At 41.1% G+C, this 23,226-nt stretch carries 25 protein-coding genes; 7 read left to right on the plus strand and 18 right to left on the minus strand.

The annotated features are described in order from the left end of the window. Positions 1–16: 16 nt before the first annotated feature. Complete coding sequence (locus HXV90_RS05940; RefSeq protein ID WP_269898612.1) at positions 17–613, minus strand: class I SAM-dependent methyltransferase; 597 nt, start codon at positions 611–613, stop codon at positions 17–19. A 123-nt stretch (positions 614–736) separates the two neighbouring features. Here HXV90_RS05940 and aac(6') point away from each other — a divergent pair, with 123 nt between their 5' ends. Further along, positions 737–1,171, plus strand: a complete 435-nt coding sequence (gene aac(6') / locus HXV90_RS05945; protein WP_259949077.1) for an aminoglycoside 6'-N-acetyltransferase — start codon at positions 737–739, stop codon at positions 1,169–1,171. 62 nt (positions 1,172–1,233) lie between these two features. Here the strand turns inward: aac(6') and HXV90_RS05950 are convergent, their stop codons facing one another. From HXV90_RS05950 to HXV90_RS05985, 8 genes are all read right to left on the minus strand, one after another. After that, on the minus strand, positions 1,234–1,425 hold the full coding sequence (locus tag HXV90_RS05950; protein WP_054548747.1) for a hypothetical protein: 192 nt from the start codon (positions 1,423–1,425) through the stop codon (positions 1,234–1,236). A gap of 456 nt (positions 1,426–1,881) precedes the next feature. Continuing rightward, positions 1,882–3,393, minus strand: a complete 1,512-nt coding sequence (locus HXV90_RS05955) for a right-handed parallel beta-helix repeat-containing protein (protein ID WP_269898613.1) — start codon at positions 3,391–3,393, stop codon at positions 1,882–1,884. A gap of 227 nt (positions 3,394–3,620) precedes the next feature. Beyond that, positions 3,621–4,580 (minus strand): hypothetical protein, encoded by a 960-nt coding sequence (locus HXV90_RS05960; protein WP_269898614.1) that lies wholly within the window; start codon positions 4,578–4,580, stop codon positions 3,621–3,623. A 71-nt stretch (positions 4,581–4,651) separates the two neighbouring features. After that, on the minus strand, positions 4,652–6,334 hold the full coding sequence (locus tag HXV90_RS05965) for a methyl-accepting chemotaxis protein (RefSeq protein ID WP_269898615.1): 1,683 nt from the start codon (positions 6,332–6,334) through the stop codon (positions 4,652–4,654). Positions 6,335–6,496: 162 nt separating this feature from the next. Continuing rightward, the gene (locus HXV90_RS05970) at positions 6,497–6,940 is read right to left on the minus strand and encodes a hypothetical protein (RefSeq protein WP_054548751.1); all 444 of its coding nucleotides are present in this window, start codon (positions 6,938–6,940) and stop codon (positions 6,497–6,499) included. Between the two features lie 63 nt (positions 6,941–7,003). Then, a complete protein-coding gene (locus tag HXV90_RS05975; RefSeq protein ID WP_269898616.1) occupies positions 7,004–8,560 on the minus strand; it encodes a YndJ family protein in 1,557 nt (518 codons plus the stop codon). Then, positions 8,529–9,140 (minus strand): DUF4166 domain-containing protein, encoded by a 612-nt coding sequence (locus HXV90_RS05980; RefSeq protein ID WP_269898617.1) that lies wholly within the window; start codon positions 9,138–9,140, stop codon positions 8,529–8,531. The genes HXV90_RS05975 and HXV90_RS05980 overlap by 32 nt, the downstream gene beginning before the upstream one ends. Before the next feature lie 5 nt (positions 9,141–9,145). Beyond that, positions 9,146–10,039 (minus strand): DoxX-like family protein, encoded by an 894-nt coding sequence (locus tag HXV90_RS05985; RefSeq protein ID WP_269898618.1) that lies wholly within the window; start codon positions 10,037–10,039, stop codon positions 9,146–9,148. A 104-nt stretch (positions 10,040–10,143) separates the two neighbouring features. Here HXV90_RS05985 and HXV90_RS05990 point away from each other — a divergent pair, with 104 nt between their 5' ends. The 3 genes from HXV90_RS05990 to HXV90_RS06000 are packed head-to-tail and all read left to right on the plus strand — an operon-like array spanning position 10,144 to position 14,013. Further along, positions 10,144–10,758 carry a sigma-70 family RNA polymerase sigma factor gene (locus HXV90_RS05990; RefSeq protein WP_308339955.1) on the plus strand — a complete coding sequence of 205 codons (615 nt, stop codon included), beginning with the start codon at positions 10,144–10,146 and terminating at the stop codon, positions 10,756–10,758. Between the two features lie 52 nt (positions 10,759–10,810). Further along, on the plus strand, positions 10,811–11,539 hold the full coding sequence (locus tag HXV90_RS05995) for an ABC transporter ATP-binding protein (protein WP_442916337.1): 729 nt from the start codon (positions 10,811–10,813) through the stop codon (positions 11,537–11,539). Beyond that, positions 11,539–14,013 (plus strand): ABC transporter permease, encoded by a 2,475-nt coding sequence (locus HXV90_RS06000; RefSeq protein ID WP_269898620.1) that lies wholly within the window; start codon positions 11,539–11,541, stop codon positions 14,011–14,013. Before HXV90_RS05995 ends, HXV90_RS06000 begins: the two co-directional genes overlap by 1 nt. A 124-nt stretch (positions 14,014–14,137) precedes the next feature. On the opposite strand, the gene HXV90_RS06005 is transcribed toward HXV90_RS06000, so the two are convergent. From HXV90_RS06005 to HXV90_RS06025, 5 genes are all read right to left on the minus strand, one after another. Next, entirely contained in the window at positions 14,138–14,869 is a 732-nt protein-coding gene (locus HXV90_RS06005) for an alpha/beta hydrolase (protein ID WP_054548755.1), read from the minus strand. 32 nt (positions 14,870–14,901) lie between these two features. Further along, positions 14,902–15,426 carry a tubby C-terminal domain-like protein gene (locus HXV90_RS06010; protein WP_054548756.1) on the minus strand — a complete coding sequence of 175 codons (525 nt, stop codon included), beginning with the start codon at positions 15,424–15,426 and terminating at the stop codon, positions 14,902–14,904. A 135-nt stretch (positions 15,427–15,561) separates the two neighbouring features. After that, complete coding sequence (locus HXV90_RS06015) at positions 15,562–16,278, minus strand: toast rack family protein (RefSeq protein ID WP_054548757.1); 717 nt, start codon at positions 16,276–16,278, stop codon at positions 15,562–15,564. Positions 16,279–16,390: 112 nt separating this feature from the next. Then, entirely contained in the window at positions 16,391–16,771 is a 381-nt protein-coding gene (locus HXV90_RS06020) for an SRPBCC domain-containing protein (RefSeq protein WP_048390658.1), read from the minus strand. Between the two features lie 29 nt (positions 16,772–16,800). Further along, a complete protein-coding gene (locus HXV90_RS06025; RefSeq protein WP_054548758.1) occupies positions 16,801–18,009 on the minus strand; it encodes an MFS transporter in 1,209 nt (402 codons plus the stop codon). A 136-nt stretch (positions 18,010–18,145) separates the two neighbouring features. Between HXV90_RS06025 and HXV90_RS06030 the strand changes: the two genes are divergently transcribed. From HXV90_RS06030 to HXV90_RS06040, 3 genes are all read left to right on the plus strand, one after another. Then, positions 18,146–18,310, plus strand: coding sequence for a hypothetical protein (locus HXV90_RS06030; RefSeq protein WP_269898621.1), 165 nt, complete (start codon positions 18,146–18,148; stop codon positions 18,308–18,310). After that, on the plus strand, positions 18,259–19,002 hold the full coding sequence (locus HXV90_RS06035) for a LysR family transcriptional regulator (protein ID WP_269898622.1): 744 nt from the start codon (positions 18,259–18,261) through the stop codon (positions 19,000–19,002). Before HXV90_RS06030 ends, HXV90_RS06035 begins: the two co-directional genes overlap by 52 nt. 109 nt (positions 19,003–19,111) lie before the next feature. Next, complete coding sequence (locus HXV90_RS06040) at positions 19,112–19,981, plus strand: DMT family transporter (protein ID WP_054548760.1); 870 nt, start codon at positions 19,112–19,114, stop codon at positions 19,979–19,981. Between the two features lie 37 nt (positions 19,982–20,018). Here HXV90_RS06040 and HXV90_RS06045 read toward each other — a convergent pair whose 3' ends face one another. From HXV90_RS06045 to HXV90_RS06060, 4 genes are all read right to left on the minus strand, one after another. Further along, entirely contained in the window at positions 20,019–21,005 is a 987-nt protein-coding gene (locus tag HXV90_RS06045; protein ID WP_269898623.1) for a sensor histidine kinase, read from the minus strand. Further along, a complete protein-coding gene (locus HXV90_RS06050) occupies positions 21,002–21,673 on the minus strand; it encodes a response regulator transcription factor (protein ID WP_048390648.1) in 672 nt (223 codons plus the stop codon). Before HXV90_RS06050 ends, HXV90_RS06045 begins: the two co-directional genes overlap by 4 nt. A gap of 2 nt (positions 21,674–21,675) precedes the next feature. After that, the gene (locus HXV90_RS06055; protein ID WP_054548762.1) at positions 21,676–22,659 is read right to left on the minus strand and encodes an alpha/beta hydrolase; all 984 of its coding nucleotides are present in this window, start codon (positions 22,657–22,659) and stop codon (positions 21,676–21,678) included. 126 nt (positions 22,660–22,785) lie between these two features. After that, complete coding sequence (locus tag HXV90_RS06060) at positions 22,786–23,205, minus strand: DUF1801 domain-containing protein (protein ID WP_004228761.1); 420 nt, start codon at positions 23,203–23,205, stop codon at positions 22,786–22,788. Positions 23,206–23,226: the final 21 nt, after the last annotated feature.

The following is a 23,226-nucleotide window of genomic DNA, read 5'->3' on the forward strand; positions in this document are numbered from 1 at the left end:
CCATTTTATGTATCCTTTACTTAATAGCTGTAATGCAAAGCCATCCTTTACTTGATTTTTCGGTGACATACACGGTTTGAAAACCGATACGTTCTAATAATTGCTTCGTTGCCTCAGGTGTTTGATAGGCTTTCATATGATAGTTCATCTTGTAGAGCTCTGCTATGATAATAAATTTCCCACCATTTTTCAGAACCCGCCATACTTCCTCTACATTCTGCTCCAGGGATGGCCAAAAATAGTGCGTTTGAAAGGCCGTAATCGCATCAAAAAACTGATCATCGTATGGAATGCTTGAAACGCTTGCCTCTTTCACAATGACGCTACCACTGGCAACATTTGCTTTATTCAATTTGATTGATTCCTTCACTGCCTGTGTGGAAAAATCTATCCCATATATTATACCATTTGGATTCAATTTGGATAAAATTTGGAGCGTTTTCCCACCACCACAACCTATGTCTAACACACGATCACCGTCATTGATAGCTCCTTGCCTGATGAACCATGCATTCATACCACGATGGGCAAAATTCATAATTTGTAGCATCGTTGAGCCAATCCATCCATTTGGCTTTTTCGCTTGTTCAATTAACGTTTGTAAGAGTGACATGATTGGATTCCCCCCTCAAGTAAGATTGTTAAAATAGAATTAGAGCTTTAAAATAAAAACGCTTACTAGTTTGTACGTACTTCAAAACAATTTGTTTCATTTTTTACAAAGGAGGAAGATTTTATGATTCAACAAGCAAACCAGAAGGACGCTCATGCTGCGGCCTCATTAGCCTTACTGCTCTGGCCTAATCATACACTAGAGGAATTTACCGAAGAGATGACACAGCTGCTAAGGGAAGAAAACGCAGCTATTTTCCTTGCCTATGACGATGACGAAGCAGTTGGATTTGCCCAATGCCAGTTAAGAACAGACTATGTAGAAGGGACTGACTCGAGTCCAGTCGGCTATTTAGAAGGCCTTTTTGTGAGAGAGGAATATCGCCAGCAGGGCTATGCAAGACTGCTTGTGGAGAAATGTGAGCAATGGGCAAAGCATAGGGGCTGTCTAGAGTTTGCCAGTGACTGTGAATGGGACAATGACGAAAGCCTAAGGGTTCATCTTCAGCTCGGTTTTACAGAAGCTAATCGCATCATTTGCTTCACGAAAAAATTATAAAATGGCTGACAAAAAAATCACAGGCGTTGCAAACATAGCACCTGTGATTTTTCGACATTTTTTTAGTTTAGATATGTATTGTTGGAAATATTTCGTTCGCGCTCATCTATGATTAATTGGATCATTAATGCGAGTTGTTGTTCGATTCGCATATTATTTAGATGTAAGATATCAGCAATCACATTCTTGTGCTTCTCTGCTAATTCCATCTCCTCTAGCATTAACATAATTTCCTCTTTTGTCAGCCCAAACATACTCATATCACCCCAATACTCTCTCTATTTATTATTGTAAAATCATTACTCCCATTTCATAATTAACGAAAATTTATCTTATTGCATGAACCATTTTTACTAATTATAGGTTTAAACATAGAAAATAATCAATCTATTATCCACATTTATTTAATATTTATTTTACATTAAGTAAAAACTTTTATTATGTTGGTTATAACTTATACAAAGATTGTATAAGTTTCCCTGTGGAATATTTCAAAATATTGCAGTAATTGCAACAAGACATCTATACCATTATAAAAATATTCTTGCATTTTGTCGAATTATAGATTTTTTTTGCACAAATTAAAATTAATTAACAGCCCAAACGTATTCCTTTACCCATTTTTCACATATATGAAATATCAATACACGAATCCATAAAAAAAGTAATTTCAAAATTGAAACTACTTGTCTTATTTGTATAATCGGCTTTTATATTATTTTTTTAATATCATATTTCACTATTTCTAATTTCATGTCCTCAATTTGAGAAACCTTTGATGCTGTATCCTTCTGCCATGTCGCTGACTGCACATGTCCTTGTACAAATAATTGGCTGTTTTCCTGGACCACCGCTGGAGCCTTTACTGCGGCTATATCAGTATGACGCATTTCCAATAATGATTTATTGGACAGCGCTAAGAATGGTCTAGCCGCCTTATCCACCCTACAATTTTCAATACGCCCCCTTGATTGATCTGACCAAATCATGGCATAAGAGCTTTCTTGACCATCTTTAAAATAGCTATTAGCTATCTCAAAAATTGCATCAATGCAAGTAATTCCGTTTCCTTCCATTTGTTCAAACGTGCAATATTGTGTAAATAATCGGGCATTGTTGATATAGATATGGTGGCTCTGCAGCTCTCGAATCGTTGTATGATGCATCATGATTTTGGCATGTTCATTACCATAAACACCACCTGATTGCCCAAATTGAATAATCGATTGCTGTAGCTTTAATCCACTAGCATCAACAATAATATGAAATTGCTGATGGTTTTGAATTTTACATTGGTTCATCGAAACATTTGCCTCATCCACAATGGTAAGCCCGACAGCCATGCCATTACGAACATGACATGTATGCAATTCCACCTTGCTATTTTCTATCAACACCTGCGCCTTGACATGCCGAGAAACTTGACAATCATAGAACTTGGCTTCGGTTTTTTCTCCAAGATACAACCCATGGCTTTGACCATCTGAAAAAATAGAATCAGATACCATTAGTTCACTGCGATGAACCACCATATTCGTATCAAGATGCTCTTTTATTTCACAGCCATCCATCCTGAAAGTCGTGCTATCAAACAATTGAATGCCTACCCCTTGCCCTTGGTGCACTAAACAATTGGTCATCGTAATCTCACTCGACGCAGCTATTACTTGTGCCTTGTCATGCCCATGAATTTCACAGTCCTCCATTGTCATCTTGACATGGCGAATCGCAAAAATACCATGCTTCTTCCCTTCCAACAGCATACAATTCGTCAAGGTCAGCTCACAGTTTTGAGCGATAATCTGTGCCTTCCTATGATGCTCAAATGTCGTGTCGACTAGAATAACACTGGAGCCATTCGCCACACGCAAACCAAAATGATTCAGTGGCGTAGCAAGCACTGCACAATTTTTCATCAGCAAACTACCATAGCTCACCATCATCTGCGTTCGAATCAATTGCTCCTCAATCACACAATTCTCTAGCTGTAAATCACCTTTCACATATAGCCCCTGCCCTTGCCGGAACCGTAAATTACGCATCGCGACAGGTGTTTGATAGCGAATAAATACGCCACCCTTGATGGTCACATTGCCAACCCCATACAACGTCAGCCGCTTGGCAATATCCAAGCTTTCCTCATAAATCCCATCCCGAATTTCAATCATATCCCCAGGCGCCGCCTCTTCAATCGCCTGCCCGATACTTTGATAACGATGCATTATGCTCCTCTTCACCACAAGTACAGCCATTTACACACTCCTAACCAAAAAATGTTCGTACCCTATTTATATACCGAACATGCTTGTGCTTATTCAATTTTGTGTAAAATTGCTGGAATATGCAGGTGTTTATTTGGAATGTTTGACGGTTTAATGAAAGTGGGGAAAAATGAAAAAACCAACAACAACCGAATTCCCTCGGTCATTGCTGGTTTTTTTCATTTACATTATTTCTTGCGTTTCACAAATACAATAACAAAAATAGCGGCTAGTGCTGCTAGGATAGCGATCATCCAAACTGTGTTTGAGTTGGATGCTGTGTCATCTGCTGCGGCTGCTTGTTGCTCTTCTCTTGGTGTAGCGTTCGAAGACTCCGTTTCTTTGGCATCCTCTTTCACCACTTGTGCAGTGCTAATTTGCACATATTGTAGTGTTGCTTCATTCGAGTCGGATGCTTCATGCTCGTGGCTGTCACCATGGCCTTCTGCATGATCCCCGTGGTTTTCCTCTTGCCCACCGTCATGACCATGATGGTGATCCGCTGCTGTTGTAAAAATAGAACGTTCTAGCTGTTGCCCTACCCAGCTTTTGGCATCTGTTGAATCGGCAAAGATGCGAGGGTGTCCTGACAGCATGTATGTTTTACCTTCGATGATGATTCCTGTTTGGTCACCTGTGACAACGTCTTCAATCGTACCTGTTGGTCCTTCTGCAAAGCCGCCCATTTGAATAAGCGTATGTCCGCCCATATCAAATGTTAGGTGCTCTGTTAAGAATGCAATGTACTCTTCTTTCGTCATGGTTGCGTCAGGATTGGCTAGCTCAAGTTTATGATGAAAAAGTGCTGTATTTATTTCCTTGTACGTAATATCTCCCTCTAGCGAAGATACGTAATCCTCTTTTTGAGCTGCTTGTGCTAGCTCATCTACTGTTGCTCCCTCAAGGCCGAAAAAGCCACCTACCCAGCCTGCAAAGTCCTTGCGTGAAAGATTGTCTGTTGGGTTTAAGGCCATATCTTTGCCATTGTACCCAAGAAGCCCAATACTGTGTAGTACCATAATGTCCTGAATATTGGCGGCTGTTTCAGGGACATCCGTGAATAGTGTACTTTTATCCATCGTATGGGCGTAGGCAACGGGTGCCATGAATAAAGTACTCATCAATAATAAAAGTAAATATTTTCTCAAAATGATTCCACCTTCCAATGCCTTAGTATACAGATGAAATGTGAGGGAAGTTTGAAATCCACAGGTATTTTCTATAGCTTAAATTGACGAATCAGGGCGTTTAGTTGTTCAGCAATTTCTGCTAAATGCTCGGCACTATGTTTAATTTCAGCCATGGAGCTTGCAGTTTGCTCAATGGTAGCCGATGTTTCCTGAATGCCTGCCGCTGATTGTTCGGAGACAGCAGCAATTTCATCGACTGCTTTATTAATCGTGACAGTATTGTGAACAACCTTAGCTAGCTCCACTGACATACCTTCAATGCCTGTCGCAATGGCCTCAATAACATCCGCAATTCGATTGAATGTTGTATTGGTTGCGGCCATTTGTGTTGTGCCCTTTTCGACTTCCTCATAGCCTTGCTCTAGCGAGGAGGTTACTGTATCGGAATTATCCTGAATTTTTCTGACAATCGCTGTAATATCATCGACGGAGAAGGCGACCTGTTCGGCTAATGTTCGAACCTCGTCGGCCACCACGGCAAAGCCTTTCCCCTGTTCCCCAGCTCTAGCTGCTTCAATCGCTGCGTTCAATGCGAGTAAATTAGTTTGGGCAACAATCGTTTGAATGACCGCTACAAGCTTAGAAATCTCCTGTGTTTGCTTACTTAAGCCATTTACCTGATTCACCGCGTCCTTCACTGTATGCTGGATGGCTTCCATTTGTTTTGTGGAAGTGGTCATTAAGCTTCTACCTTCTTGTGTTAAAGCCTTCACACTCTGCGAATACTGTTGAACATCTTTACTGCAGTGATGAACCGTAGTAACTTTGCTAGTAAAATCATTCATGGCGGAAGCGACATCAGAGGCATGATCTGCCTGTAATTCTGTCCCACTTGCCATTTCTGTAACCGTATGAACAATTTGCTCTGTCCCTGTTTTGACCTCAGAAGTTGACTGAAGAAGCTCCTCACTATGTGCCGCTACATCATTGGACACCGTTTGAATATGCTTTAATAGACGATTTAAAATATCTGACATCGTATCGGTCGCTTCCATCAGTTGCCCTACTTCATCCTTCGATTGAACCTTCAAAGGCGGCTCACTTAAATCGCCATTGGTCATTTGTTGCATACGCTTGGTTAACGTCACGATTGGTCTTGAAATACCACGAGCACTTAATAGCTCAATTATCACTGCTAGAAGAACAATCACAATACCTACGATAATGGCGATTCGCTGTTTCTGCTCTCCAGCAGCAATGCTGTCCGTCCCTACCTCATTAATGGCTAGCTTTCGTTGCGCCGCTAAGTCTTCGTAGCCTTCACGAATGGTCGTAGCTGTGTCATCCATTTTTGTGAGGTTTTGGGTAGCCAGCTCGGTGTTCCCTTGATCATATACCGCAAATACCTCTTGCTCAATATAACGGTTCCATTCCTTAGACATTTCCGCAAATTGTCCGAATTCGCCTGAGGAAGATAATGCTGATCGCTTTTCTTCATTGCTTAGTTCCTTTGCAACATTATCCTGAAATATCTCTTTATACTTTTCTCTCCCAGAAAGCACATAGCCTCTAGCTGCCGCTATTCTTAAATCAATGGACTGTGCCTGCTCGTAATCGATAATTAATAGTTGTAATTCTTGCTGTACAATTTGCTCTGTCGCATCATTGCTTTGCTTGATGGCAAAGTAATTGTAAACAATGTATCCTATAATGATTGCAATCACAATGCTAAAGGAAAAAACAATGCGTCTACTGATTGTTTTGAACTTCATTTGCAAAAACCCCTTATTTTCCTAATCTATTCCATCCTTAAAAATCTACCATTTAATTAGGACGATTAGCGGTTTTAGGAATTTTTGCTATATTTCCAGAAATAACTTGGTCAATATAATGTTTTTTATAGCATCTTTTATCGCACGCCTTTAGTACTATCCTTAATCCCAGCTATTGAACATTACATCGCCAATGGTTTGACTATTAAAATAAGAGACGTATTTCCATTCTGTAGCAGATAGGCTATGGAACGCCTCATCCTTTGTTAGTAATGTTGTAAGTGTCTCCGCTTCCAAGCATTTTCGCATAGGAAAATATTTATGCAGGTGAGGCTTGGATAAAAAGGTAAAGCTATTCACCTCCTGCTTGGCAAATGCGATGTACGGCATCAAACGATGATGAAGAATCGTCAGTGTTTCTCCATCGATTTCAATCACTGCCTGCATATAGACAAAGGGCGCTTGGTCAATAAATTGCCTTACTTTCGCTCGTTGTTCGCTTGTCACTAAATGGTACACCATCGACTGAAACATGCGCATGTCCTGCTCAATTAAATGGGCTGCATCGAAACCAGAAATTCCTTTTGTTAAACGCAAGCCTTCCATCACTCCTTGTTATTTGTCTCTATAATAGGACCTTCTCGTTCGGTTGAGGGAATTCCTGCCAATCTATGCATTTCTTTTAATATGGTAATCAATTTGTAGGAATGGAATACCAAATAACGTCATCTGATGGCGTGCTGACAATGTCTTGTCATCTACCGCAGAAATTTGAAAATCCTCCTGTAGGGGTAGCCTCATCACATTTTTTCCTATCGCCAAATAAATTCCTGCATCTCCATCATGGCGACTTGTTAGGTGTAGCTGACCATTTTCTTCATAGGCATACAAAATGCCAACCATTGTTGAGAACGGGAGTGGTAAGGCTATATTCATATAGGTCGTTTCGTCGCTTGTGTGCTTCGAATAAATCGCAACAAAAACGGTTTGCTGATGAATTGTCCGAATCCATGCACGTGGAGACGGACGGCTATCTCGTGCAGGATCGACCTGAACAATGCTACCCGTCATCTCAACTGGCTTACTGGAAAAGGGTAAATTGAGCTGTTGGAGCAAACGGCTCATTCCTTGATACAGAAAGGCAAAAGGTCGAAACCAAGCCTTCCATTGCACCGTCGAAAGCAGCCGATAGGTCGTCGTATACTCATAAAAATGTGGAATGACAGGCGGTAGCTTTGCTGTATCAACAAAATCCTGTAAGGCATCGACCAAGCCAGGGTGTGGTATATTCTCATGATGTAGCTTCCCGCGAATTTGGCTTACAGGGAACTCAAACGGACGCTGTGTTGTTGGGGGGACAGCCATTAGCCAGGCGATGACCCCTATTCCCCCAAAGAAAACACCATTGATCACACCATGGAATTGAAGCATTTCTGGAATGCCGATGGAAATGTTTCCGCTGACACGACTGTAAACATACAGACAAGATCCAAGAATCGTCAGACAGAGCGCTCCATAGGAAGTCCTCAGCAATAGCCCCTGTCCAAACGGAAGCTTTGTTTTGAGCGCTAAGAAAAACAAGCCGTAAATGGCGAAAATATAAAGAGCGACTGCGATGATTTCGATGAGAATGGAAAAGGCAATACCTATCGCAACAAGGAGTGGTCCTGCCAGCAACATTATCACCATCACACGGTAGCCGCTACTATCATGTAATCGACCTAAAAGTCCGACTGAAATGGGTAATAAACAAGCCGAATAATGAAAGTGAATGGCCGTTAACCACGTTATTAATGGTGAAAAACCAGTATCCATGTTGGTGACATAGGCGAAAAACCACAGACCACCGAGGGCTAGGTAGAAAAGCCCCATGTCGATAGCAAACTCCTCAATATTTGTAAAACCTCGTTGTAAAAATCTTTTCACGCCTTGCATGGCGATATAGAAGGTATACAGTACATACATGCCTGCCAAAACATTAGCCAAAACGCCATCCTTCGACCAATGCAGCAGTGTAACGGCTAGCATCATCCCCATAGTAATGGCTGTGCCGACTTTCTGAACATCCACAACCATTGATACCATGGTGGGAACGAAAACTAGTTGAGCAACGGTTAGTAACCATAAGTAATTGGGTTGCCCACTAAGCACAAAGCACATCACCGTGAACAAAATCCCTAGTAAAAAAATGAAATTACTTCGATTGTTGCGTAAATTCACCAGCATACATCATGAGCCTCCCTATGAATGGATTATGGATGGAGACATGAATGGTAAAGACATTTTGCGATTCATCAAAGCCTTCCTCTACAATGACTCGACCCTCTAACAGTCTAGGCATCGGGCATTCGAAACGCGAGAGGACAAAGCGCTGCTTACCTGAACGAATGACCAATGTCCCCGCTCGTGTCACCGTAAAGTGCAAATCGGAATAAAAAAGAGCGGGTGTGCCTAAATAATCTTTCACAATTTTTTGGATTGGATCAATGGTCATCCTTGCATCAAAATGCCTTGTTTTCTGCGGGAAATAAAAGGTGCGCTCCCATAGTACCTCTAGTTCCCCACTTGGCAGGGCTCTGCATGTATTCGAAATAGTAAAGGGGATATCCTCCCCTGACTCTGGGAACAGAAATCGCGTTTTCGCAGCCAGTGTATAGAAGGGACACATCCATTTAGCACCAGATTTTATTTGATGCATCACGCCGTTAGCAAAAAATGATTCATCAATTGGTAACGCATAACGCTGTTGTAGCATCGGATGAAGTCTTGCAAAATCATCCCCTAATAATGTTTGATAGATCGTCATCCTTGTTATCCTCGCTTTCTTTTACAACTTTTAGCACTCGGTACATCCTTACTTAAGCTAAATCCGACAATCGACAACACCCATAAAGCACTATTAAAGGTAAGTGGATTAAAGGGTGCTTGTACACTTGTCGGGTCCGCAACAATAGCAGCTATCGTCAAGAGCGGAAAAACGATGATTTGCATGCCAAAGAGCCAGCGTTTTCCTCGCGGGTAAAGCCAACAAAAAGCAAAGAGAATTTCCGCAACCCCTATCCACATAACTAGCTGATCTGCATGGTTTAGTAATGAAACGGTCATCTTTAATTCCTGCGGATGCATATGGATGATCTTCGGTACAAGACCATGATAGAACCAGACAAAGCAAAAGAATAGACACAGAAGCATCGTTAAAAAGAATCGACTATACTGTGCGGTAGGATTTTCTCCTTTTTCTAGCCATCTTTTTAAAACGTCAAAGCTGAGTGCCGTCGCCCACCCCATTAATGGACGAAAAAATAAATCAAAGAATACGCCAAGCTTGCCATAGCGTGTATCATAATCATATTGGGTCAGAAATGTCAGCCCCTGTTGATGCGGGATATATTGCCAATAGCCTTTTCCCTCCGCTATGGGTGAGCGCTTTTGAGGCGTACCAAAATGCAGTGAGGATGTTCGCGTGCCATTTTCTTTATGATGCTCCCCCTTGCTTTCTCCCCAGCCGCTTACCTGTAAGCCTGGCATTACTTTCGTTTCATAGGTAAAACGCTGTGGCTCCTCGGGTGCTTTTTTCGGAATATATGTAATCGATGTAAAACGTAAATCCCATTGCTCATGCAGATGAGGATTTTGTGTATAATCCCATGCTTTCTCTATAGGAGCCTGAATGTCTATCTCGACATAAATAGGCTTTCTGCTCATAAACTCACTCCTTTTTTGATGAAGCCACTATCATTATAGCAGTAAATTGATAACCTTCTATTAAATGGGTATGCTTATGACGTTTCTCAATAAAAATAAAAAACTTGAATCGAAATGATGACTTGCTGAGTCTAATGGTCGAAAAGGAGGCGATTTTCATTACGAGCACCCAACAAACTCTTGTAGCCTTAGCCCAACAAGGTGATGAGCAGGCGTTTTATCAGCTCATTGAGCAGGAGCAGCATAAGCTTTACCGAATGGCCTATGTCTACGTACAAAATGAAAACGACGCCGTAGAAGTTTTTCAGCAAACCATTATTCGAGCCTATGAGGGGCTACCGCAATTAAAGGAGCCTCACTATTTTGCCACTTGGCTTACCCGCATTATGATAAATTGCTGTAAAACCTATATTGCGAAGAAAAAAACAGTTATGCCTGTTGAACCACAAACTTTCGAGGATTTAACAAGCGCATCTCCTACATACATCGAAGAAGAGCTGGATTTATGGCAGGCTCTTTGCAGGCTTGAGGAAAAGTACAAAACGGTGCTATTACTACGATTTTATCAAGACTACTCTGTCAAGGATATTGCGGCGATTTTGCAATGCCCTGAAGGTACCGTGAAAACACATATTCGCCGTGGCTTGCATGCATTACGACAACAATTAAAGGGGGCATATCTCGATGAGTGGGTTCAATCCGCTGAAAGAAGTCATTAATGCAATACCCATCCCTGAAGGACGTTTAACAGAGGTGCTACGTGTTGAAGGGATGTCCAAAATTTATCAGCAAAAGCATCATACTGTGAATGCCTTGAAAAATATCCATTGCACCATTTATCAAGGGGAAATGGTGGCGATTATGGGGACAAGCGGCTCTGGTAAAAGTACTCTTCTGAATATGATCAGTGCCATTGATGAGCCAACAGATGGAGCATTATTTTTATTTGGCAAGGAAGCTCAGGCTATTTATCAAGAGCCAAAATCATCGCAATTCCGAAAAGAAAATATCGGCTTTATCTTCCAATCCTTTCATCTGCTAAAGGATTTAACCGTCGAGGATAATATTGCACTTCCCCTTATTTTAAATGATATTCCTAGCAAGGAGATTAAGGTGCGTGTGCAGCACATGATGGAAACCTTAAACATCGCTGCTTGGGCAAAGCATCGACCACATGAGCTTTCTGGTGGACAGAAGCAACGTGTCGCCATTGCGCGAGCGATTATTGCCAATCCTCCTATTTTACTGGCAGATGAGCCAACGGGGGCTTTGGATGTTCATACAACAGATGAAATTTTAGAACTGCTTGTTGCTCTGCAAAAAAAGAACCAGCAAACGATATTACTTGTCACACATGACCCCTATGTGGCTACCTATGCCAATCGAGTATTGTTCTTCCATGATGGGGCGATTGTGGATTCCTATCAAAACCGGCAAAATGAAGAGGATTTAGATTGTATTCTAATGAAATTCAAGGAAATAACGAGGGAGGATCGCTAATGTTTACGATGCGCAATATTGCCCTCAAGCTTTTTCGTGCCGCTTGGGCAAATGTCCTAACGAGTATTAGTATTATTACGATCTCGATTTGCCTGGTGATGACGATGACCGTCTACATTTGGAATGCGAATAGCCAGATGAAGGCAGACATCCAAGCGTTGTATGGGGAAATGGATTTAATGGTTGGTTATAATCCCGATCAGCAAAAATTGTTGACGACAAATCAAATAGAGGAGCTTTCTACTCTAGCCGGTGTCACACAAGTGTCCCGCTTATCGATAGCTCATACAATCGTTGAACATGAAAAGTACACCGCATTTTATACCGTTGGCGTCGAAAATGATGACCTTGTGAAAAGTCGCTACCATTTTGCGGTCAATCTTGGACCGAACGATGCCATTCTTTCGGAAAATGTTGCCCGTCTTTTCAACAAACGAGTTGGGGACTCCATTCATATTCAATCAAAGGATTTTATCGTGCAAGAAATTTTACCGACGATGAAAGGCACTGACAGCCCTAATATCATCCTCTTAGCGAATGACGTAGTTAAGGCATGGATGAACAACAGTCAGCCACAAACGGCAGGCATATTTGCGCTCATTAAAACTGATGAGGGGCGTGCCAAGGCAGTAGGCGCAGAAATCAAACAACTGGATGAAACATTACGTGTTGATGTTATGAGTGATTACGATGTCATTAAAAGAAATTTACAGAGCTTAATGGTTTTTATGATTGTACTATCCGTTTTTATTTTACTCATTTCAAGTGTCCTATTGCTGTCCACATTCCAGCTATTATTTTATAAAATTAAAGAGCAGCTCATGATTTTACGGGCTCTCGGGGCATCCGCGAAACAGGTTGGACGTATAGTCAAGCTCCAACTATCACTGATTATTAGCTTTGGCGTTACACTTGGAACAACGCTGAGCCTTGTGATAATAAAAAGCTGGCTACCACAATTAATTAGCTTTTTGCATTTACCCGAAGCTAAAACAGAGCTTCCTATTGTGTTTATTCTTTTAATTGCCCTTTCCAGCTTCATCATTCTTCAAGTGATGACAAAATGGCAAGTAGCGAAAAGCTCTCGACTACTGCCATTACAAATCGCGACAGATAATGAAAATTTAGAGCTGCGTTGGACAAAATGGAAAACAATTATTGTCAGTATTGTAGGTGTGTCAGCTACCTTCTTCTTTTTACAAGCCTATTTAGCTGGGACAGGAAGCGATCAAGGTGCCCTGTTTATATTACTCGGAACACTACTTGTATGTGGGATTTTACTGTTACTAATCCCCTATCTATTTACAGCCATCCTTCATCTGGCTTTAAAGCCGATTCGAAGGGTACTTGGCAAGGAAGCCTATTTAGCATGCCAGCAGCTCATGCCACAAGTACGCAAAAATATGCCCGTGGTGCTCAGCATGATAGGATTAATGGTTATTTTAACCTTTGGAAGTTCATTAATGAAAACCTTACAACACAATGACCTTGCCTACACAGAATCACAATACGAAACAGCCATAAAAATCAATAATGAATTAAATGATCCAACTATCACGCCTGCAATTATAGAGGAAATAGAAGCATTGCCAAGCGTACAGTACGCGTATACACAAAGTAATAATGCGTATATTGCTCTACAACTCGGCGATGAATGGCTACCAGAGAACTATACAACCATTGATATTAAGAAATTTATGCAATTAAAGAAGTTGCCTCAAATTGAGGAAGGAAATTTGCAAAATGGGCTTGTCGTGACAAAGGGCTTTGCCGAGCGTTATCATTTGGCAGTGGGTGATCGTGTAACGATGGGTACCTATGATTTTACTGCCCGGCAGGATATGCCTACTGGTGAGTTACAAATTATAGGAATTACTGATACACCTATTCACCGTGCTGATTTAATCGTTGATTGGTCATCATTCCTCACGGCACAGGATCACCCAATTATCGAAGACATTATGGTCGAAACATCCCACCCAGAGCAGACATTGGCGGAGCTGTCATTCTTGGAAGAGCGCTGGCCAGCCCTGAAGTTGACAGATAAAGCGACCATATTAGCACAATCCAATGTAATGTTCTTCCAACGGTGGAGCCTATTTGTTGGCGTCTTTGTTATTTTAATAGCTGCCACGGGTCTTGGTGTCCTCCAAACATTACTGCATACCATTTATACAAAACGCAGTGACTATGCCATCCAACGATTAATTGGTCTGTCACCAAATGGGCTGATGAAGCTCATACTGACACAAGTCCTATCGTTTGTCCTTTATGGTCTCACGGTCGGGACATTTCTAGGGTTCGTCTTAACGAGGATGCTAGGCTTCATTGATGATGGCTCGCCGATGTCCTATGACTTTCTAACATTGGGCCTCACAAGTCTCGCCTTCCTAGGGTCAACACTCATTGTCTTTACCCTCCAAGGCTACTGGATGAGCAGACAAAAATTAGCGAATGAGATCTTGGAAATATAAGTAAAACAGCCCCTCTATGGATAGAGGTGGCTGTTTTTTTAGAAGCGGGGCTCTCTCTTGAATGAGCGCTTTTACCCCTCTTTGGAGCGGAGCACCCTCACTCATTTTATAAATGAAATTCTCCCTAAATTTGAAGAAATTCTATCATTTCCTTTATGATAGCCTCTTGATCTCGTCCTAATGTCATGAGATGCTTAGAATTTCCAAAGCCTTTCTTCTGCTTTCTAGATGAATGAACGTGCTGATAGATCGTTTCAGCACTTTGCGTGTATAAGGCATCGTCTTTTTCACCATAGTAGATAGCGATAGGAATGATAATTCTATCAAGCTGTTCCATCGTTGCTTGGATAAATGTTTGGAATACGTTCATTGCATGTAATGGCATGTTCTCAAATGGCTCCATTTCCTGAGCGATTTGAAGTGGTGGCTTGCCCTCTATTGTTTTGTAATTATGGGCATAGTCAATAATCCTTTGTTTTAATTGCTCTGGCTCCTTATCAAACGGCACAGATAAGACAATGATTTGCTCGAGCCTTTCTAATTGAGCAAGCTTCAACGCGAAAATTCCCCCGATGGATAGACCGATGACCGAAATCTTTTGATAGCCTTCATCCAATAAAAATTGATGAGCATTCACTACATCCTGCCACCAGTCGTCTACCTGATAGTGTAATAACTGTTCTGGATGAGTGCCATGTCCACGATACAGCGGCGCATAGCAAGTATAGCCTTGGTTATGTAATGCAGTGGCTACTGTCTTCATATCTCTTGTATGACTTGTAAAGGAATGTAAAAGCAATAGGGCATGCTCATTTCCCTGTAAATAAATCTCTTTTGCTGGTAATATGTTTAGCATTTCATCAAGCCCTTTCTTCCATCTTCCTTTATTTAAGCCCCAACAAACAGCACTGCCTGTCCGATGGCAATAAAAAAGGCTTCCTGCTGAATGGGACTGCTGTCTTCAATTTGTAGTGTAATGTCAAAATGCGTCTCGCAGAAAGTCGCTTGCCAGCGTGCGATAGGCTGTTCATTCACAGTAAAAACAGACCAGTCCTCCATTTCTTTGTTGAGCTTGATCTGCTGTTCGCCATCGGTAATAACTAAATCAGGAATCATAATTTGCCAGCCATCATAGGCAATCATATAGTCTTTACCTGTTACCAAATCCTTGCCACGGAAATGCACGCGCCCGCGACGGGATACTTTTTTACATGTAAAAAGCGGCTGATCATTGCGATCGTGAACATCAAAACGAACGAAATAACGATAGTCCATCGTTTTATCGAATGCTTTTTTTAGTGCATTAGAATACACGCGTTGAACGGTGGATGATACCTCCCCCGCTTCATTTAAAATAGTAACGGTGTCTGTTGACTCGATGGCCGCTGGTTGCTTGTATGTATAGGTCTTCATCTATTCGCTCCTTTGAAACATTGCTTTCTTAAAACTACCATAAAATAAGCGTCAAATACAAAGGATGTATTTGACGCTCCTATTATGGTTATTGAGGTGCAGGTATTCTTTCAATCAAGTAGCCTACTCCATTTTCTATCGATCTAACTTAAAGGTAATTTCCCCGATGCCCAATTCCGAATTGACCTCTAGCAAGACATCCGCCTTGTCGTAAGCTTCGTTGACATAGACACCATTCCCTTTTGATATAAGGCCCTCCACATTAGACGAGCCAATGCCTTTTTCTGTCGTTAATTTCACGCCAACCTTTGAAGGTAAAATAACTGTTGTTTGACCGACACCTGTTTCAATAGTCGTTGTAAAGCTCTTTTTCCAGTCGCCACCTAGATTAACCGTTAGATCACCGACACCCGCTTCAATATCGAGCTTTTCCAGCTGAAGACCCTGTAAATCAAGATTGGCAAGAGAGGCACCCGTTTCCACATTCAGATCTATGGGGATGCTGTCGTTCAGTTGAATCGCCCATGTGTTTTTAATATTGGAGAGCCCCAGCCTTGTTGAGCCCTTATGCTTGATTTCCACTTCTCCTGTATCGCCATGTAGATCATAGTCTACCTGAGGGGCTAGCTTTTTTACATTATATTCTGCGTTGCCCTCAACCCATTCCTTTGCACCACTCGATACATTCATTTCGCCAACACCTAAATCAATGTCTACCTCTAATGCTTTCGCTTTATCCTTTTCCACCAAAATGGCTTCCTCTCGCATTTTATTTGGAATAAAGGAAAAGCACCCTGATAATACCAATGCTGACGTGCCTATCACGACACCTAAACCCACTAATTTTTTCACTATTATTTCCTCCCACCGTATAATCTACCAATAATTTCATTATATAGAAGGGAGGAAATTAAAATACGACCCTCCGCTCGAAATTCATCTAAGACCTAAGACGTAGAGAGGCTTACTGATAAGGAATGTCATGCCCCTCCAGCAATGCCTTTAAATTCGCAAGAGAGGCATCATAGCCTGACGAATTAAAGCTCACCGTAGTGCCATTACCCTGTTGGGCTAGCGTAATAGCAATCAATGTTTCAGGAACTTCTAGATAGAAGGAAAATTCCTCATTTTTCTTCACTTGCTGAATCGTTAGCTCCATCGGCAGTTTTTCAGAAAGCTGGTTATGCGCATTTGGCATTAAGGTAAATGTCATCTTTTCCCCAGCTGTTAGTATAGGGATGTCCCATATGGAGCCTGGTGCGTACCATCGGGAGAGGGATTGCTCCTCTGTAATCGCCTGCCATACTTTATCAATCTTTGCCTCAATCCAAATTGAACTGGTCATTCGTCGCAACCTCCATTTCCTCTTTTCCATTATTTTACCGAACTTTCAGAAGTTAGACTACCTTGGGATGTTCTGTATAAGTGAAATGCCCCCAGTATAACCATCACAGCGATAACATCCAAAGCGAGCTGATAGCTGGAAAAAACAGTAACCAATAAACCATAAACCGTTGGTGCCAAGACAATAAAGAACTGATTAATCGTTAACGCTGCACTAACAGTTAGTCCTACTGCTTGCGAATCGGATTGCTCCGTGACACAAGTGATATATATGGAATACCAGCCAAGCGCTAAAAACCCAAATAAACTGCAAAATAAAATCATGAGGCCCTTGCTATGTATGACAAAGGGCAAAAAGCCAACCATCAGGAATGTAGCGACCATGACGAGCACTAATAATGGCTCTCGTTTTTGAGCGAAATAATGGTCACTCATCCAAGCAAGTACAATTCTCCCAAACATCCCACCAAATAAAATCAGACTTAAATAGCGCCCTGCCTCGGTTAATGTATACCCACCTTCATGATGTAAATAGCTCATAAAGTGAGCTATGATAATCATTTGGAGGGACATCATAACCATGCCCACAAAAAATAAAGGATAGAGCGCCCGATTGTGCCGAATAGCACGCATCTTCTCTTTAAAAGGAATGAGAGGTGCCGTAGCGGTGTCATGCTGTTTTGGTTCTTTGTACAGCAATAAAAATAATAGTCCCCCACCAACCGCCATCAAGCCCTGTGCTAAATGGACAGAGGATAGATGATGATGTTGATACAAATAGGTCAGCAAAGTGGAAGCCAATGCACCACCAATCGGAATACCTGTTTGGCGTATCCCAATAGCAAGTCCTCGATGCTTGTTAGGAAACCATTTCACAATAGCAGTACTGCCACCTGTTTGCGCACTGCCATACCATATCCCCACAACTATTAATACGAGAAGCAATGTCGTATAATGATTCACGGGTATTAGCAATAAGGCTGACAGGCCCAGTAGTATCGAGCCCCATCCAATAATCTGCTTTTCTCCCTTTTTATCCATGAGATAACCAAATAGCAGCATGGAGAAAATTGGCCCTATATTGACGGCTGAAACAATTAGCCCTGTCTGGAAGGACGTTAAGTGCCATTCCATTTGATAAAAAGAGGCAACTGGCCCCATTCCGTAGGTCACAAAGGTTGCGGCTGTTTGCGAAAGTGTAGCCACAAGCAAGATGACCCATCGATAATATGTATGCATAAAAATCCTCCATCAGGTTACTGCTTTTGCAGTCTACCTTTTCATTATCTAGAGTGTACGTGGACAGCTAGCGTACGTAAAATGGAGGAAAATGATAGCGGCTATTAAAAAAATCTATAGGTATGTGAGGAACAACATGAACATTGAAGAAATTGCCTTAAAAATGGAGCTTTTAGAGAGGCAAAACTTGAGTAAATCGGCTGAAATCACCAATTATACACAATCTGCCTTAACAGCAAAGGTGAAAAAATGGAGCGTGAAATTGGGCAGGATGTCTTTAAACGAACACCCCAAGGCTTAAAGCTGACAGAGGTAGGTCAACATTATTTACAGTTTTTAAAGAAAGTTGCCGAGCAGTATGAAGACTTTTTACATACCATCGGCCCTACACAAACGAGCATTTTGGTTGGTACATCTCATACAACCATTAAAATTTATGGTCCATCCATCATGAACGCACTGCAAACTAGTCGAAGTCCGATAGATGTTGATTTCACCGTGGAATCAAGTACAGCCTTAAATCACAAAGTTCATCTGGCGGAAATAGATTGTGCATTGACAAGTAATCCAATCAAGCATTATAGCGAGCTACACTATGATGTACTAGCCACAGAGACATTTGAAGTTATCTCAAGCTCCGCTCATATCATCGACTTTGAACAACGAACACCTGTCACATTGCTTGTGTTAAGTAAGGGCTGCATGTATACCCATGCATTAGCACAATGGCTCACTGACAAGCAGGTACCTTTTACAATGAAGGAAATTAAATCAGTTAGTAGTATTTTAGATTTTCTTGAAATCGAGCATACATTGGCTGTATTAAATACCAAATTACTAGCACTTTATCCTTGTCCCGACCTGCATTTTTATGATTTAGATGGGCTTCACAGTGTGATCGAAACAGTTTATATCTATAAAAAAGATGACAGTAAGCAGCCCTTCATCCTGCAATTAAAACAGGTCATTGAATCCTTGCTTGAGCAGAATTAGCTCCATAAACTTATTTTGTGCTAATATTCTAAAAACCCTATATTATTCATGCGGACTACACTATAATAGGTTTGTCATTATTAATCTTGTAAATGCTTAGGAGTACATCATGTTTTATTACATCTCGTTATTTTTTGCAGTATTTGCATTATCTACCTCAGCAATCTTTGTTAAGCTAGCTGATGCACCACCAGCGATTACAGCCTTTTATCGACTATTTTTTGCGATGCTAGTACTTCTTCCATTTTTATTGGCACAGAAGAGCTTGCGGCAGGAGCTTACAAGTCTCACGAAAAAACAATGGGGACTCGGCATTTTATCAGGCTTATTTTTGTCCTGTCATTATGTGTTATGGTTTGAATCATTAAACTACACATCTGTGGCTAGTTCAACCGTCATTGTGACACTTCAGCCACTATTCTCTTTAGTAGGCAGCTATTTTTTATTTAAGGAGCGATTTTCAAAAGGAGCGATTGTTGGCTGCTTTGTAGCGATCATCGGCTGCTTCATTATTGGCTGGCAAGATTTCCAAATTAGTGGACAAGCCCTTTATGGCGATATTCTTGCCTTTATTGCGGCAGGTATTATTACAGCCTACTTTTTTATTGGGCAATCAGTGCGCAAGGATTTATCGCTCATTCCCTATTCTATTATCGGCTATGGCAGTAGCTCGATCTTTTTAGCCGTTTATGCCCTCTTTATGAAAGAATCGTTTTTCGATTATTCAGCCTCCACCTGGTGGTCCCTTGTAGGGCTGGCTGTCATTGCAACGATTTTCGGGCAAACCATTTTTAATTGGCTATTAAAATGGTTAAGTACAACGGTGATTTCCATGAGTATTTTAGGCGAAACAATCGGCACATGTATATTAGCTTATTTTATTTTAGATGAGATGATTTCCGTTCAACAGGGGATCGGTATTGTGGTCATTTTACTAGGACTTGCCCTGTTCTTACTACAGCAACGAAAATCAGTGTAAAAGAAAAAACAACGGCAAAGGCTGCCGTTGTTTTTTATTAGGGTGTAAAGTAGAAGGTCGTGCCATTTTTGTTTGATTGTAAGGAAGCTTCGATATTCAATGTTTTAGCAATATCCTGAATGATTTTAAGCCCAAGTCCGCCATGCTCATCTTCAGTCGTAAAGCCAATACCATCATCACACATGACAACTTGCCCGTCCTTAATCGTCACCTCTAGCTTGGATGCTTGGGCATGCTTTAATGTATTTTGAAAGACATTATCGAATAAACGCTGTAGCCACAATTCATTGCTAAGCCAAGCTGCTTGTAAATCATCGTGCTGAAAATGCAGCGTAATATTCTGCATGCGATATAGATACTGCCACTTCTTTATCATCATTTGTAACAATGGGACAAGTTGAACCTCCTCCTGCATGACATAGGACTGTTCACTCGTATCAAAGGACTGTAACTGAAATGCATTAGTTAAATTCGTGATATATTGAATTTGTGCATGTAAGGATTCCACCAATTTGGGCTGCCCCTGTAGCTGATCCTCTAGATAAAACAGCTGCAAACGGATAGCCGTTAACGGCGTATGAATGTCATGTCGCAACTTTTGTAGCAGCTCTTTTTGAAGCTCCTGCTGCTGGGCAAGCTCTAATTCTCGGTAAGTTGTACGCTCAATTAAAAGATTGACAGATTGGCTAAGCTGTCCAATTTCATCCTCACTTTTTATCGTTAACGTGTCAGGTATTCGCTCATTACTTGCTAGTTCTCGTATTGTTTTATTAAGTAGTGTAATTTTGGATAGTAACGAATGAATCGATGTGGAAAATAGCCATGCGAGCATTCCTAACGCTAGCACAAACGCAATCAGCATCACAGGATAGGCATAGGACTCATGAAACGGAATGCCGTCATTTTTCATTTTAAAGGCCTTGTCATACAAAATTGACATGGCCACACTAATGCCTAATAGTACAACAGGCACACTCCCAATGGCTACAAATAACAAAGTACGGTATTTTGTTTTTAAGGTCATTTTTTATTATAGGTATTTAAACGATACCCTTCTCCATAAATATTTTGCACAATAGTGCCTGCTGGGTCTTGTAGCTTTGTTCGAATTTTTTTAATATGGACATTCAAAATATTATGATTGCGTTCATCGAGCGGCCAAAGATAATCAAAAAAATGTTCCTTTGTTAATACTCTGTCTCGATTGTCAAATAAATAAAAGAAAATTTTTCGCTCAATCGCTGTTAGGGCAATTTCATCATGGATACTATGATAAAATACTTGACGACGCTCCCCATCAATCAATAAATGCTGAATTTGCGTAAGTGTACCATACTGTTGTGCTAGCATTTTTTGCATTCTTAGCAACAGTTCTCGCGGATCAAATGGCTTTGTCAGGTAATCCTCGCCGACCATCAACCCCTCTAGCTTACTTTCAATATCATTACGTGCCGATAGAAAAATGATTGGAATATTTAAGCCTAAACGTTTAATATTTTTGCTTAATTGATAGCCATCCTCTCCTGGCAGCATAATATCCATTATGACTAAATCCACCTGCTGAATCAGCGCCATCATATCCTTGCCATCTGTTTTCCAGATTGCCTCATAGCCCTCACGCTGTACTATTTTTTGCAGTAGATCACCAATCATGTGATCGTCTTCTATAATTAAGATTCTAAATCCTTTCATACTTATCGACCTTTCTCATCACCCGTTGTTTTCATAAATTCCATTGCCAGTTGATAGATTTCATCTGGCTGATAGAGATAAATACTATGTGTCCCACTGACCTCTTTCACCTGTGCATTAGTGAATTGCTTTGCAAAGTCAGCATAATCCTGCCGATTTTGCTTCGTATATTTCGAATGTTTATTTTCTTCCGCAATCGCATCAATCAGTAAGATAGGCGTGTCTTGCGGCTTTTTGAGCTGTTCTGATTGTAAACTATTTTCGTAGACCTGCAACAGCTCATTTTGCATATCTTCATTAAAAAATTGCTTAAAGGACAACGCCTGATAGATTTCCTTTTCCTGTGCTGTTAAAAACGACATTTGAAGTACTTGCGGATTATAGACCTGTGTTGGCAAAAGTCGATGTAAGCCGAGTTTAGTAGCGAGGTGCATGCCTCTCACCATCCAACGATCGACCGTCCCCATTTTATGCTTTACATATTGACTAGGTAGGCCAATGTCTAGCGCGATGATGCCCTTTACTTCCTCTGGGTATTTTTGCGCCCAGTAAATGGCCTCTAGCCCTGAAATGGAATGTGGCACAAGGACATAGGGCGGTTCAAGCCCACTTTGCAGAAGTGCCTGTCGTGTTTGCGCTAAAATAGTATCGATTCCTCTATCATCATGGGCTACGTCGCTATAGCCATAGCCAGCTCGATCCACTACTGCAATTTGATGATGCTGTGAAAACTTACGATACAGCCCTTTTAGCTCATATACGGGTGCTGCGATACCTGAGCCAGCCATAAAAATATATGTATCCTCGCCAGCCCCCTCCTGATAAACATGGAGATTTTGACCATCTACATTGTTTAATGTGCCGTTAGGTTGTAAAATAGCTGACTCCTTCTGTATTAAGCTATAGTGATAAATACAAATTATCACCATTCCAAGCACAATCAATGCCCCCATATAGACAATCATTTTCTTTGCTTTCTTTTTCATACGTATCTCCTCTTTTCGTTGATACTTGCAAGGATACACGGTAAAAATAAATATCTACTAAACTTTTGGAGAAAATAGATAAATTTCATACAAAAAAGCTACCTAACTAATAGGCAGCTCTCTTGATTAAGCATCTGGATAGGTTTTTCGTAAAAAATCGATCGTTTGTTGTATAAGGGCTTTTAAGATGTCTTCATTCACATCAGCTAGCTTATTAATATAAACGCAGGCTTTTCCTGTTGTGTGTTTACCAAATTGTTGTAATAGTTGCTCTCGTTCATCCCCTGGAGCAAAATATAAGCTAATTTTCGCTTTGCGAGGGGAATAGGCAGCTAGTGGGGCATCCCCTTCATGGCCTGTTTGATATTTGTAATGATATTTACCAAAGCCTATAATACTCGGTCCCCACATTTTGGCTTCATAACCTGTGACCTCTGTAAAAATGTCCAATAATCGATAGGCGTCTTCTCTCTTTTTTGGATGGTCTACACTTTCAATAAATTCAATGACACTTACATCGGTTTCTTTGGTCTTTAATTCATACATGTCAATCCCTCGCCTTCTGGA

Origin of the sequence: Lysinibacillus sp. JK80 (assembly GCF_027557635.1) — a bacterium.
GTDB classification, from domain to species: domain Bacteria; phylum Bacillota; class Bacilli; order Bacillales_A; family Planococcaceae; genus Lysinibacillus; species Lysinibacillus capsici.

Excerpts from the sequence above, each read along its gene's own strand:
- HXV90_RS06060 (WP_004228761.1), bottom strand. The coding sequence starts at position 23,205 with ATGTATGAATTAAAGACCAAAGAAACCGATGTAAGTGTCATTGAATTT.
- HXV90_RS05985 (WP_269898618.1), bottom strand. The coding sequence starts at position 10,039 with ATGAGCAGAAAGCCTATTTATGTCGAGATAGACATTCAGGCTCCTATA.
- HXV90_RS05965 (WP_269898615.1), bottom strand. The coding sequence starts at position 6,334 with ATGAAGTTCAAAACAATCAGTAGACGCATTGTTTTTTCCTTTAGCATT.
- HXV90_RS06020 (WP_048390658.1), bottom strand. The coding sequence starts at position 16,771 with ATGACCAGTTCAATTTGGATTGAGGCAAAGATTGATAAAGTATGGCAG.
- HXV90_RS06030 (WP_269898621.1), top strand. The coding sequence starts at position 18,146 with ATGAACATTGAAGAAATTGCCTTAAAAATGGAGCTTTTAGAGAGGCAA.
- HXV90_RS06055 (WP_054548762.1), bottom strand. The coding sequence starts at position 22,659 with ATGAAAAAGAAAGCAAAGAAAATGATTGTCTATATGGGGGCATTGATT.
- HXV90_RS05975 (WP_269898616.1), bottom strand. The coding sequence starts at position 8,560 with ATGCTGGTGAATTTACGCAACAATCGAAGTAATTTCATTTTTTTACTA.
- HXV90_RS06025 (WP_054548758.1), bottom strand. The coding sequence starts at position 18,009 with ATGCATACATATTATCGATGGGTCATCTTGCTTGTGGCTACACTTTCG.
- HXV90_RS06005 (WP_054548755.1), bottom strand. The coding sequence starts at position 14,869 with ATGCTAAACATATTACCAGCAAAAGAGATTTATTTACAGGGAAATGAG.
- HXV90_RS06035 (WP_269898622.1), top strand. The coding sequence starts at position 18,259 with ATGGAGCGTGAAATTGGGCAGGATGTCTTTAAACGAACACCCCAAGGC.
- HXV90_RS05980 (WP_269898617.1), bottom strand. The coding sequence starts at position 9,140 with ATGACGATCTATCAAACATTATTAGGGGATGATTTTGCAAGACTTCAT.
- HXV90_RS06000 (WP_269898620.1), top strand. The coding sequence starts at position 11,539 with ATGTTTACGATGCGCAATATTGCCCTCAAGCTTTTTCGTGCCGCTTGG.
- HXV90_RS05950 (WP_054548747.1), bottom strand. The coding sequence starts at position 1,425 with ATGTTTGGGCTGACAAAAGAGGAAATTATGTTAATGCTAGAGGAGATG.
- HXV90_RS05995 (WP_442916337.1), top strand. The coding sequence starts at position 10,811 with ATGTCCAAAATTTATCAGCAAAAGCATCATACTGTGAATGCCTTGAAA.
- HXV90_RS05955 (WP_269898613.1), bottom strand. The coding sequence starts at position 3,393 with ATGCATCGTTATCAAAGTATCGGGCAGGCGATTGAAGAGGCGGCGCCT.
- HXV90_RS06045 (WP_269898623.1), bottom strand. The coding sequence starts at position 21,005 with ATGACCTTAAAAACAAAATACCGTACTTTGTTATTTGTAGCCATTGGG.
- HXV90_RS05970 (WP_054548751.1), bottom strand. The coding sequence starts at position 6,940 with ATGGAAGGCTTGCGTTTAACAAAAGGAATTTCTGGTTTCGATGCAGCC.
- HXV90_RS05940 (WP_269898612.1), bottom strand. The coding sequence starts at position 613 with ATGTCACTCTTACAAACGTTAATTGAACAAGCGAAAAAGCCAAATGGA.
- HXV90_RS06010 (WP_054548756.1), bottom strand. The coding sequence starts at position 15,426 with ATGAAGACCTATACATACAAGCAACCAGCGGCCATCGAGTCAACAGAC.
- HXV90_RS06050 (WP_048390648.1), bottom strand. The coding sequence starts at position 21,673 with ATGAAAGGATTTAGAATCTTAATTATAGAAGACGATCACATGATTGGT.
- HXV90_RS06040 (WP_054548760.1), top strand. The coding sequence starts at position 19,112 with ATGTTTTATTACATCTCGTTATTTTTTGCAGTATTTGCATTATCTACC.